This window comes from Peijinzhouia sedimentorum, assembly GCF_049340005.1.
GTDB lineage: Bacteria > Bacteroidota > Bacteroidia > Cytophagales > Cyclobacteriaceae > CAXBDP01.
Map to the genome: position 1 here is coordinate 1 of NZ_JBMPIY010000010.1, position 12,563 is coordinate 12,563.

Here is a 12,563-nt window from a genome sequence, read left to right on the forward strand (position 1 = left end):
AGTAGGTCGTCGCCGTATTTTTATTCGAACGCCCGATAGATGCACTTCTATCGGGCGTTTTTGCGTTTATACGAAATCAAATTAAGTAGTCCTAACCTCCCGCTAATTCAACCTTCCAAGTATTTTATTCGTCTGCTATTAGCTTATTCCCTATTTTAGAGAAAAATTATTGCGCTATGGATGAATTTATGAAAATGGCTATTGATGAAGCTCTTCTAGGCCAAAGTGAAGGAGGTATTCCAATTGGTTCTGTATTAGTAAAAGACGGTAAATTGATTGCCAAAGGACACAATAAACGTGTTCAAGAAAAGAACCCAATCTTGCATGGCGAAATGGATTGTTTATTTAATGCAGGCCGTGTTGGTAGTTATAAAAATACTGTAATTTACAGTACATTAATGCCCTGCTACATGTGCGCAGGTACAATTGTGCAGTTTAAAATTCCAAAAGTAATTGTAGGAGAGTCTCAAACTTTCTCTGGAGCTCGTGAATTTATGGAGTCTCATGGTGTAGAAGTGATAGACCTGAATTTGCCTGAATGTTTTGAGATGATGGATAGTTTTATAAAGAATAATCCAGCTTTATGGTCTGAGGACATAGGTGAATTGTAAGCCTTATAACATTTCACTTTTCAATGCGTTTCCTTTTGTAGATTTAACTCATGACATTCGCCAATCCGATTTTTCTTTGGGGCTTTTTAGCTCTTCTTATACCCATCATTATCCATCTTTTTAATTTTAGAAAGACAAAACGTGTAGTGTTTTCTAGCACTAGATTTTTGCGGGAGGTAAAGGAAAGTAACCAGAAAAAGCGCAAACTTAAGGAATGGTTGATTCTCACTTCGCGATTGCTATTTATAACATTTATTGTTCTTGCATTTGCTCAACCATTTAAAAATGGAGAACAGCAAGACAGCACTGGTCAAGTAATTATCCATATAGACAATTCCTTGAGTATGGAAGGTGAGTTTGCTAGCGGGATTAAGAAAATTGATCAAGGAGTTAAATTGACTCAAGATATCGTAAATGCCTATCCAGATACGTATCGATTTCAATTATACACTAATTCTAGCCCATCTAGACTTAGTACTTACAAATCTGCAGAAGAAGTTCTTGATGAATTGTCCTCATTGAATACAGATTTTCAAATTGGTAATCCATTACAATTCACAAAGGATCTTATAGAAGAGAGTGGCTCTGATTATAAGGAGGTTTATGTTGTTTCTGACTTTCAAGTGAATGATGTTGCCGCTGATGAATTTTTGCCAGCAGATAGTATCAGGCAATTCAATTTCTTAGCTATCGAAGGCACAATTTCTAGTAATGTATTTATTGATTCAACTTACTTGGCTAGTCCATTTTTCATTAAAGGTGAACCCAATAGCTTGGTAGTACGCTTGCGAAATTCGGGCTCTCAAGATACTGGTGAGATTCCCGTTAGACTTATTGTAAATGGAGATAATCAAGGAAGTACAAGTACTCGAATTTCTGCTGAGAGTAGTACTGAAGTTAATTTCCCAATCAATGTCGATGTTGAAGAAAGTGCTCAAGTCTCTATCGTAATTGATGATTTTCCGAATACGTATGATAACCAATTTGATTTGGTGCTACGTGGACAAGATCGAATCAAAATAATTCAGCTTGGTGAATCAGGATCCTCGCCATTTTTAGAAGGTGTTTATGGGAATGAAGCCTTATTCGATTTTTCTTATTATCCGCAATCCAATGTTGATTATACTTTGTTGGAAGAAGCGGATTTGATAATCCTAAATGAAATTGATAATCTATCTTCTCCTTTGGCCAGCAATATCAATAGTTTTATGGCAGATGGTGGAGCTGTTTTGATTATCCCCTCAGAAACGATGCAATTGAATAGTTTTTCATTACTCGAAGGGTTTTCTATGATAAGGTCTTCAACTGAACCAAGCTTGTCACAATTTAGCCAGCCTGATATTGAAAACCCCCTTTTTAGTGATGTGTTTACTGAATTGGAATCAAATATTGAATTACCTTCAGCCAGAGCTGAATATATGTTGCCAAGCCAGCGAAATACATTTATCACTCTTCGGAATGGTACACCTTTTTTGGTTGCAACGGGAGAATTTGGTAATCTTTACTCTTTTGCTAGCCCATTGTCCGATGACTTCACAAACCTCCCGCGCCATGCATTATTTGTCCCTTTGATGTACAAAATGGCCAGTTTGTCAAGGCAATCCAGCAATTCACTATACCATTATACCAATAGCAGTTTTGTTTCTCTGAAAGTAGAGGGCGCAAACACTAATGATATTTTTACGCTTGTAAACGAAAATGAAGAATTTATCCCAGATCAAAGAATGGTTGGGAATAGGCTAATTATGAATTTACAAGAAGGCTTTCTTAGGCCCGGTTTTTATGAAGTGAGGCAGGGTGATGATATAGTTTCAATCTTGGCTTTTAACTTACCGAAGGGAGAATCGATTCAGCAGTTTCTAAATGCTGCTCAATTGACAAGAGTGGCTGAGTTTATCAGCAATCTCAACATTTCAGAAACGCAGGAACTGAATAACTTTGAACAAAAACTATCCTCCCGCTTTTCTGGTTTTCCACTTTGGAAATACGCTTTGTTGATTGCTGTATTCTTCTTTGTTTGCGAAATCCTTATTATTCGATTCATCAAGTAAAATAATTGTCTAGCAAGATTTAGCCATTTATTTATAATGATTGGTAAATTTGCCAAATGTGTTTTCCTCTTGATGTTGAAAATCAATTAAATGCTAATGAAAATCCTGCTCAAAAACGTATCTATTCTTGATCCTCGTTCAATTCATAACAGTTTGAAAAAGAACATTTTGATTGAGAATGGAGTGATTAAATCTATATCAGATGATATATTGTCAGCTGATAAATTGGTAGATGCGGGAGGTGGGTTTGTGTCGCCAGGATGGTTCGATATGCAAGCACATTTTGCTGACCCGGGCTTCGAGCATAAGGAAGATTTGGAATCGGGTGCTAATGCCGCAGCAGCTGGTGGATTTACTGGTGTAGCGATATTGCCCAATACCAAACCGGTAATTCAAAGCAAAAATGCTGTCACTTCCGTTTCAAAAGGAAATCCACATCGCTTAGTACAAATTTTCCCAATTGCGGCGGTTAGTTTGGAAACCGAAGGAGAAGACTTGACTGAAATGCTCGATTTGAGTAATGCAGGTGCGGTTGCTTTTTCGGATGGTTTGAAGCCAGTATGGCATCCTGATATTTTGTTGAAGTCCTTACAATATTTGCAACCAATTAATGGTCTGCTTATTAATAGGCCTGAGGATAAATTGTTGTCGCGTTTTGGTACCATGCACGAAGGTTTGGTAAGCACCCATCTAGGTTTGAAGGGAATTCCTTCTCTTGCAGAAGAATTGATGGTAGCTCGAGATATCGAAATATTGAGATACACGAATGGCCGAATTCATTTTTCCAATATTTCCTGTGAAGGAAGTGTTCAGCGAATAAAAGAGGCTAAAGCCGAAGGAATGCAAATTACTTGTGATGTTGCAGCTCATCAATTGCTATTTACAGATGAAGATGTAGCAGATTTTGATACAAATCACAAAGTGAATCCACCGCTTCGTAGTAAAAGAGATAGAGAAGCACTTATTGAAGGCTTGAAAGATGGAACCATAGATGTAATTGTATCATCTCATCAGCCGCAAGATGTGGAGTCAAAAAATCTGGAGTTTGATTTGGCAGAGAATGGTATTATCGCATTGCAAACAGTCTATCCAATTTTAAATAGCCTGAAAGACCAATTATCAATAGAATTACTAATTGATAAATTGGCCCTAGCTCCTAGAAAACTTTTAGGATTAGAAGTCCCAACAATTACAGAAGGGGCAGAAGCTAATTTGAGCATTTTTCACCCTGACACAAATTGGACTTTCGATAAAAACAACAATTTTTCTAAATCAGAAAACTCACCCTTTTTCGGGAAGGAATTAAAAGGAAAAGTGATTGGAGTGATTAGAGGTGAATTTCAAGAGTTTTACATATGACAAAATTTTTGGCTGGCGTTGGTAGTCGATATGGCTTAGTTGCATCTGTTCTCTCTATAATGGCTTTTTTGGCGTTGCATTATACGGGTCAAGAGCCAATGGTAAATTTGCATATGTTATTTATTGATGGGTTATTAATCTTCCTCACTTTAGGTGTAGGGATGAAGGAATTTCGTGATTATTATAACAATAGGCTTTTGAGTTTTGGTCAAGGAATGACGATTGGTTTTTTCCATTACATTACTTTTTCCTCAGTTTTTGGCTTATTTATTTTACTATTTATTGGTGTGATCGAGCCGGATTTTATTGAGAATTACCGCATTTCTAGTATTGAGCAGCTCAACAATATGCCGCCTTCTAAATTAGAGAGCCTAGGTGAAGATTTTATTCAAAATCAAATTGATAAGACTAATGAGATGGGAAAGTCTGCATTGGTTTTGGATGCATTTGTGAAAAAAATACTAGCGGGTTTGGTGTTATCTCCATTAGTTACTGTTATTTTTAGAAAGCTCAAACCTCAATCGAAGTAAAAATTAATCGCTCAAGGGTATTAAGAACCATTAAGCCCTATTGAATTGAAGTTTAAGCGATAGATGAATATCTTGCTTGAGAACCTAAAACATTAATAATCATGGAAGAAAGACCAAGTATCAGTTCACTAGGTATGCGATATGGTGGTATCGTTGGCCTAATTGGAGTTATTATTTCAGTAATTTTCTTAATTACATCATCATCAACTCAGAATCCAGCTCAATGGATTACCGTACTCATTTTGATTGGCGGGATAGTTATGGCTCATCGCGAATTTAAAAATTCGGGAAATGGTTTTATGAGTTTTGGTGAAGGCTTTAGACTAGGCTTTATGGTTGTATTAATCAGTACAATCATAAATTCTATAATTGTATATGTTTATTTGAAATTTATTGATGGCTCTAGTTTAATTGCAGCAAGAGAACAAGCTCTTATGCAAATGGAAAGTCAAGGAGGTGGTGCTAATAATCCAGCCGCTGAAATGATTGATCTTTTCACCTCTGCTGAAGCAGTTTTAGTGATGGCATTGATTTTTTCCCTTATTTTTGGCGTAATCATTAGCTTAATTATAGCTGCAATTACCAAAAAGGACGAGCCTGAATTTGGCATGTAATGAACAAAAGTATTCAGATTTCTATAGTTGTTCCTGTTTTCAATGAAGAGGAATCTTTACCGGAATTATGTGAATGGATTAACCGTGTTTGTGTAAAGCACGGTTTTTCCTTTCAAGTACTCTTGATTGATGATGGCAGTACAGATACTTCCTGGAAAGTAATCCAAGAGCAATCTGCCAAATTTCAGCAAGTTCAAGGTATCCGCTTTATGCGAAACTATGGCAAATCTGCGGCTCTTCAAGTTGGCTTCAATGAGGCTGTTGGTGACGTAGTAATTACTATGGATGCCGATATGCAGGATAGTCCAGATGAAATTCCTGACCTATATAAAATGATTTCTGAGCAAGGCTTTGATGTCGTTTCAGGTTGGAAAAAACATCGTAAAGATCCTATTTCCAAAACCATTCCCTCTCGCTTTTTCAATTTTGTGACTCGCAAAATCAGTCGTATAAACCTCAACGATTTTAATTGCGGATTAAAGGCCTACCGTAAACAAGTTATTAAGCATATTCAAGTGTATGGCGAAATGCATCGCTATATACCGGTGATTGCAAAATGGAATGGCTTTAAGAAAATTGGAGAAAAGGTTGTCGAGCATCGCCCCCGGAAATATGGGTATACAAAATTCGGTTTAGAGCGTTTTATCAACGGCTTCCTCGATCTGCTTTCCATTACATTTGTAATGAAATTCAGAAAAAACCCAATGCACTTCTTTGGAACATTAGGAACTTTATCATTCCTTTTCGGGCTGATTTTTACTGTAAAAATTCTTTGGGATAAGATATACTCTATTTACATTTCTGGAATCCCACTTAGGCGGGAGGTTACTGATCAGCCGCTATTTTTCTTGGCTTTGGTAGCCTTGCTCATTGGTGTGCAGCTTTTTATGGCTGGTTTCCTTGCCGAGTTATGGGCAATGAAAAATCACCGCAAAGATGAATACAATATTGCTGAGCGAACCTCAAGCTAAAGCCTGATTCCTTTTAAAGTTTTTCGCCCATTATTGCTAAAAAGGTACGAATGGCATCTACATAATTACCTAGTCTTATATTTTCATTGGGGCTATGTTGGTTGTTGTCGTTGTTTACAGTCGGTACAGTTACTGCTGGAATATCAAGCGTGCTTACAAATGGCGAAATAGGAATTGAACCTCCCGAAATCCGAATTTTCACTGGGTCTTTTTCAAATGCTCTTACCATGGCATTGTTGAGCCAAATTCCTACCTCGCTATCAAATGGAGTTCTAAATGCTTTATATGCCGTTCTACCATTCATTTGGACAATTTTCGGGTAACTCATTCGCTCCTCTTCAGTTGGTTCATTTTCAGTCACGAAAAATCCCTCCCTCTGCAAATGCCTTCTTAATAAATCAAGCAATAAGGCAGGATCGGATTCAGGTACAAGACGAATATCTAATTCAGCGGTTGCCGTAGCAGGCACAATGGTTCTAGCTTCATCGCCAACCCAAGCCGAAGCCATTCCACGTATATTCAATGAAGGAAATTGCACCGATTCTTGATAAAAACTTCCGACGGCATCAATTCTTGCCACACCAATTTTCTTCATTATTTCTTCCTCATTATCTGGAACTGCCTTCAGAATTGCCAACTCTTCGGCAGTTAATTCAATACCATCGTACCAGCCACCAATGCTTACACGGCCATTGCTTTCTTTCATACTGCTGAGCAATTGTGCTAGAAGTAAAGCTGGATTTGGAGCGTAATTTCCAAAATGCCCACTATGTTGTGGTACTCTCGGCCCATAGGTTGTCAAGGTCACCAATGAAATTCCTCTTGCGCCAAAAGTCAAAGTAGGTTCATTACTCGCATGGCGTGGACCATCATAGATGATCATCATATCAGCTGCAAAATCTGCTTTATACTTTTCCACGGCTTCCGGCAAATGCGGCGAGCCAAGCTCTTCTTCAAAATCCAAAATCACTTTGATATTGTAATTGGGTTCGATTCCAAGTTCTTTTGCGGCATCCAATGCCGTGAGGAATGCGGCTGCCGGGCCTTTGGCATCAGAGGCCGATCTTGCAAAAATTCGCCAATCAGGATCATAATCACCGTATATTTTTTCCCAGTTTATTTCCTCCCATTTTCCTTCTTCATTTTGAGCTTTCAATACGGGAATCCAAGGGCTTTTTTGCGCCCAAAACTTCGGATCAGCTGGCTGCCCATCTATTTGGAGGTAGATTAATACTGTCTTTTCTGCATTAGGAACCTTCCTTTCAGCAAGCAAAATTGGAACGGTTGGTGTCGCTAGTCTTTTGACTGTGAATTTTCTAGCTTCAAAAGCACTCTCGCACCACAAAATGTTTTTTTCGATAAAATCCGGAAAATGGGCATCGTTAGGAATACTCAAGAGTTCATTAAACATATCCCAACTTTGTGCGGCATATTTCTTTGCGGTGGCATCCAATTGTGCCGCAGTATGCTGCGCCGTAGCATTTATAGAAAGCTGCAAAAGCAAAAATGAAAGTGCGAGAATAAATCGATTTGTCATAATTTTAGATTTTCAATGCTAAATTTAATCATTTTGAAGCTTCATTTGGCTGGATAAACCTGTATTTAATCGTTTATTTGTTCTTCTAAATTCAGATGGCTCAAAATCCTAAATACTCAGTAATAATACCCGTGTATAATAGACCTGACGAAATTCGGGAGCTATTGGAAAGTTTGGTATTGCAGGAATTCAAAGATTTTGAAGTACTGGTAATTGAGGATGGATCCACAATAGATTGTGAAAATGAGGTAATCCACTTTCAAGAAAAACTAAATATTCGCTATTTCAAAAAGCCCAACTCCGGTCAAGGGTTTAGTCGAAATTTTGGGATGGAAAAGGCGGGAGGTGATTACTTCGTGATTTTCGATTCAGATTGTATTATTCCGCCCAATTACTTTACAGAAGTAAATGAAGTATTGAAAGAGAGAAAACTCGATGCTTGGGGCGGTCCGGATGCAGCCCATGCTAGCTTCACCGATATCCAAAAAGCCATTTCCTATTCCATGACTTCGCTATTTACAACCGGCGGAATCCGCGGGAGGAAAAAGCATGCTGGCATATATCATCCTCGAAGTTTTAATATGGGAATTTCGCGAGAAGTTTTTAAGAAAGTTGGTGGCTTTGCTATTACCCGAATGGGAGAGGATATTGAGTATAGCATTAGAATAATCAAAGCTGGATTTAAGGTAGCACTTGTTGATAAAGCCATAGTTTTTCATAAACGACGCACCAACTTTGCTCAGTTTTATAAGCAGCTACATTTTTTTGGGAGGGCAAGAATTAACATTGGTAGATTTTATAAAGAGGAAATTAAGCTCGTTCATTTGTTTCCGGCAGTATTTACTGTAGGATTAGCCATTTCACTATTAATTGTTTTTTTGCTGCCAAGCATTGGAGTGTTTTTGCTAGGAGTTTATGCATTTTACTTTTTGCTAATTGCGATAGACGCCACATTCCAATACAAGAGCTTGAAAATTGGGCTATTGAGCCTGTGGGCAGCTTTGGTGCAATTATCGGCTTATGGAGTTGGATTCCTCACAGAGCTTACTCGCGGGTTTAAGCACCCGCTTTCTGACAGAAATAAATAATTTCATCAGCTGGTAAAGCATATTTGGCAACTGTTTCGGCAGGCAGTTGCATTACGAAGTCATCCTCCCGCACAATGAACCCCGCAGCTCGAAGTTTATTCGGATAGTCTTTTCCATACAAGCGAACATGATCTTCTTGTCCAAAATACTTCAATCTGTCCTTTGGACTTGTGATCGTTTTATCTTCGAAAGTAACCTCAGGTACTGGATGAAATATAGGAATTTGAATTATGGCCCAGCCTCCTGGTTTCAATACTCTCAATATCTCCGTCATAGCTTTATGATCGTCCTCTACATGCTCCATCACATGATTGCACATGGCAGCATCGAAGGTATTATCTTCAAATGGAATAGCATGGACGTCCATTTTTACTTTGGCTAGAGGCGATTCAATATCCGCAGTGATATAGCCTTCGCCATGTTGTTGTTCAAATTTCTTTAAGAAGCACTGTTCTGGTGCGATGTGTAAGAAATGCAATTTTTCAGTAAAGAAGTTTGTTCGCTCCTTTAAATACAGCCAAATCAGTCTATGTCTTTCCAGAGAAAGTGAATCCGGGCAAAGTGCATTTGGTCTTGGATTGGTGCGGCCATAAGGGAGGAATTTGCGGTAACTCCTGCCGCTAATAGGGCAGGTTACCTTATTACCTGCGTAAAATAAACCTAATACCGAAAGTGCTAACGGGCTAATTACTTGCAGGTATTTGCGAGGAATTTTACGTATAACAAAACTGATAATCCGTTTCATATTGGGCACAAAGGTGCTAAAAAATGATCAATTGTGGGGAATTGCTGAAGATCTATGGAACAATTAAAAAATATTATCGGTGATTAAAACTATTTTTACCAAGGAGCCATCTAAGCTAACAGAAAGGCAAACAAGATCGAATGACCAAGCCAGACGTAAAATTGAATTCATTTTCGCAAGTTGAATCAGCCATAGAAGGCAACAAAGATGCTATTAGCGACCTTGTGAAGGTTTGGTATAAGCGAATTTACAATTTCTGTTATCGCTATTTCAATGATCACGATTTAGCGTCGGAAGCTTCGCAGCAAACTTTTATTAACATGTACCGAAAAGTACATACGCTAAAAGAAGCTGAGCATTTCAAAAGCTGGTTGTATCGAATTGCCTTTAATAGTTGCCATGAGGAAGTGCGCAGGAAAAATCGGACAAAAATATTCTCAGTATTTTCCTTATCGAAACATGGTGATGAAAGCATTGAGAGCGGAAGAGAAATAAAGCATCATTCGCCACTTGACCCAAGCGCGCAGCTGGATAGAGCCGAACTAGGTGAGATGCTTTTTGAAATGATCAATCACCTCCCGCCCGATCAACGTGTGGTGGTAATCATGAAGGAATATGAGGGATTTAGGTTTCGAGAAATTGCCGAAACCCTCGATATCTCAGAAAATACAGCCAAATCGAGACTGTATTATGGGCTTAAGAGTCTTAGACGTGAATTTGAAAGAAGAAATTTGACATTAGAATCCTTGTTATCATGAAAAAGCAACCTACTGAAGAGCAATTGATTGCCTACATATATGGTGAATGTAACAGCGAAGAAGCAAGGCATATCGAACAATGCATTAAGGAAAATCCTGATGTAAAAATGGAATATGAAGCCATGCGAGGAATGCGCAAGGTGCTGGCCTTTGCTGAAGATAAGGAAGTACTTGAACCGGCTGTACATTTCGATAGAAAGGACATTGTACTAAGCCATAACCCCCAAATAGCGGGAGGATACTGGCCCGGCTGGAAATGGCTGAGTATAGCTGCAGCTATTGCACTATTGCTAATTGCCGGAAATCTGACGAAAACAAATTTTGAGATTGGGAAAGGAGGATTTGCATTGAGTTTTGGTGAGCAAAACAATGAAGCTGAGCTAAGGGAAAACCTGAAAGCTGAAATCTTGGCGGAACTTAAATCTAGAGATAAACAGCTCATAGATTATATGGATGGCAAATATGATCACAGACTGGTTTCGATGGAAGAAAGTGTCAGCGAATATAGTGAGCAGTTAGATGGGAGATTGCAAGCCTTCAAGGCACAATATCGACAAGAGTTGGCCTTAGCGATTAATCGTAAGCTAAATGAAGATGAAACGCTCAGAACATTAATGGCGGGAATGCAAGAAAGTAATCGACGTGAAATGGAGGAAATAATTGCAATGGCATCAATTGATCAGCAACAGGCTATTCTAGGTGCGCTTAATGAGTTTAATACTTACTATAATTCCCAACGCCTCGAAGATCTTGAGATGATTGAGAATGGATTGGTAAGCCTTGCAAAAGATGCGGAGCAACGCCAATTAGAAACAACACAATATTTGTCTAATCTGATAGTATCAGTGACACAACCAAATTAAAAACACAATTGAAATGAAAACGATGAAGAATAATAAGTCTATGTCGATGATTTTGAGCATTATATTGCTCATGTCGACTACATTTTCGCTACAAGCACAGGAATCAGAGTCTCTTAAAAGAGATATGGAGGTAACATCTAATTTGCTTTCGTCCCTGTTAAAAACAAATACTAGAAATTCTTTTGCGATTGCGAGAATTGGTACTGATGGGATTGAAACGTCTTATAATGAAGGGTTTGGAGTTGTATTTGATCTCCAAGGTGGGGGATTTGTTTTTTTGAATGCAGGTCAATATGTGACGTTGAGAACACAAACAAGTGGAGCTAATGTAAATTTTGAAGAGATTGAAGAATTAGATAGAAGAGTTGCAGGTAAAGCACTTAGTGTGACCAGTGGGAATAATGGGTCAACTTCAACAGAGAATGTTTTAGGAACAACCTCATTTTGGTCTGAAAACAACAATAAGGATCAAGAAGAAAAAACTGACGAATCAATAAGAGAGTTTTTGATTGAGTATGGGTCCTTTCTAAAGGATCTGAAGCCCGATGAGAAAATAGTGGTTCAGTACCCTTTTGTTAAAATGGAAACTGAAGGGAAGGGGACTAGGGATAATGTAGCTATTTGGAGCTTTAATAGTACTAATAAAGCCACAAGAAGCTTTAGCATTACAAAGAAAGATGCTGATGCCTACAGAAGTGGTAATATCACTAAAGAAGAAGCGCTTAGTAAAATTGAAGTAGAAGAAAATCTACCAGAAGAAGTTGCTACTGATTTACGTGTATTAGGCGAGTTAATGAATAGTCTTTATTCCGAAAGAAATTCGAAAACCTACTTCTCTACAACAAACCCGACAATTGTGAAGACAAAAGGAATGGGGGCGATATATTCATGGGCTGTTTACTCTGCTTATAATGATAGTTTTGGTTATAGATTACCAACCCTTTCTATGGGAGCGGAAACTGTTGATGAGAAGAATAGGAATGAATTAGTAAAAGCAGCGTATCCAAATTTTTTGAAAAGTTTCAAAGAGAACCTTGTTGATTATGGGCGTACAGTAAAGTCATTAGAGGGTAACGAGAAGATTGTATTCAATATTAGAATGACAAAATGTGATGGTTGCGGTATTCCAAATATGCTAAAGGTAGAAATGGATAGGGCAACGATAGAGGATTACAATCAAGGAAAGTTATCTAGATCTCAGGCAATTTCAAAATTGAAAGTTATTGAAAATTAAGTTTAAAGGTTGATTAGTTTTGGTTTATCACTCTTCTGCTTTCCCGACATATTTTTGTCGGGAAAGTTTTTTGAAAAAAAATTAAACTTTTTCTGATTTAGGAAGTCTTAAAAGGGTCTTGTTAAGTTTCAAGCGATTTTTGTATCATTATTTATTTTAATGGTACTTTTCATATTTGTATGGAATGTCTTTCACAAACTAT

Annotated in this window: 12 protein-coding genes; 10 read left to right on the forward strand and 2 right to left on the reverse strand. The window is 38.0% G+C overall.

What is annotated here, in order from left to right; genetic code table 11:
* The first annotated feature begins 176 nt into the window (after positions 1-176).
* The 6 genes from ACOXY8_RS12885 (at position 177) to ACOXY8_RS12910 (ending at position 6,136) form a co-directional block, all read left to right on the forward strand.
* A complete protein-coding gene (locus ACOXY8_RS12885) occupies positions 177-611 on the forward strand; it encodes a nucleoside deaminase (RefSeq protein WP_458332012.1) in 435 nt (144 codons plus the stop codon).
* A 50-nt stretch (positions 612-661) separates the two neighbouring features.
* Entirely contained in the window at positions 662-2,662 is a 2,001-nt protein-coding gene (locus tag ACOXY8_RS12890) for a BatA domain-containing protein (RefSeq protein ID WP_458332013.1), read from the forward strand.
* A gap of 96 nt (positions 2,663-2,758) precedes the next feature.
* Complete coding sequence (locus tag ACOXY8_RS12895; protein WP_458332014.1) at positions 2,759-4,021, forward strand: dihydroorotase; 1,263 nt, start codon at positions 2,759-2,761, stop codon at positions 4,019-4,021.
* Complete coding sequence (locus tag ACOXY8_RS12900) at positions 4,018-4,551, forward strand: DUF4199 domain-containing protein (protein WP_458332015.1); 534 nt, start codon at positions 4,018-4,020, stop codon at positions 4,549-4,551. Before ACOXY8_RS12895 ends, ACOXY8_RS12900 begins: the two co-directional genes overlap by 4 nt.
* 101 nt (positions 4,552-4,652) lie before the next feature.
* Complete coding sequence (locus tag ACOXY8_RS12905) at positions 4,653-5,165, forward strand: DUF4199 domain-containing protein (RefSeq protein ID WP_458332016.1); 513 nt, start codon at positions 4,653-4,655, stop codon at positions 5,163-5,165.
* A complete protein-coding gene (locus ACOXY8_RS12910) occupies positions 5,165-6,136 on the forward strand; it encodes a glycosyltransferase family 2 protein (protein WP_458332017.1) in 972 nt (323 codons plus the stop codon). Before ACOXY8_RS12905 ends, ACOXY8_RS12910 begins: the two co-directional genes overlap by 1 nt.
* Positions 6,137-6,149: 13 nt before the next feature.
* Here ACOXY8_RS12910 and ACOXY8_RS12915 read toward each other — a convergent pair whose 3' ends face one another.
* A complete protein-coding gene (locus ACOXY8_RS12915) occupies positions 6,150-7,673 on the reverse strand; it encodes a M20/M25/M40 family metallo-hydrolase (protein WP_458332018.1) in 1,524 nt (507 codons plus the stop codon).
* 95 nt (positions 7,674-7,768) lie between these two features.
* Between ACOXY8_RS12915 and ACOXY8_RS12920 the strand changes: the two genes are divergently transcribed.
* Positions 7,769-8,761, forward strand: coding sequence for a glycosyltransferase (locus tag ACOXY8_RS12920; protein WP_458332019.1), 993 nt, complete (start codon positions 7,769-7,771; stop codon positions 8,759-8,761).
* On the opposite strand, the gene ACOXY8_RS12925 is transcribed toward ACOXY8_RS12920, so the two are convergent.
* A complete protein-coding gene (locus ACOXY8_RS12925; RefSeq protein ID WP_458332020.1) occupies positions 8,730-9,506 on the reverse strand; it encodes a class I SAM-dependent methyltransferase in 777 nt (258 codons plus the stop codon). The genes ACOXY8_RS12920 and ACOXY8_RS12925 overlap by 32 nt on opposite strands.
* Positions 9,507-9,646: 140 nt before the next feature.
* Between ACOXY8_RS12925 and ACOXY8_RS12930 the strand changes: the two genes are divergently transcribed.
* Genes ACOXY8_RS12930 through ACOXY8_RS12940 form a run of 3 tightly spaced genes read left to right on the forward strand, consistent with a single transcriptional unit; the run spans position 9,647 to position 12,361 of the window.
* Positions 9,647-10,264: an RNA polymerase sigma factor gene (locus tag ACOXY8_RS12930; protein ID WP_458332021.1), complete on the forward strand. Its 618-nt coding sequence runs from the start codon at positions 9,647-9,649 to the stop codon at positions 10,262-10,264.
* Positions 10,261-11,127, forward strand: coding sequence for an anti-sigma factor family protein (locus ACOXY8_RS12935; RefSeq protein ID WP_458332022.1), 867 nt, complete (start codon positions 10,261-10,263; stop codon positions 11,125-11,127). The genes ACOXY8_RS12930 and ACOXY8_RS12935 overlap by 4 nt, the downstream gene beginning before the upstream one ends.
* A 22-nt stretch (positions 11,128-11,149) precedes the next feature.
* A complete protein-coding gene (locus ACOXY8_RS12940) occupies positions 11,150-12,361 on the forward strand; it encodes a hypothetical protein (RefSeq protein WP_458332023.1) in 1,212 nt (403 codons plus the stop codon).
* Positions 12,362-12,563: the final 202 nt, after the last annotated feature.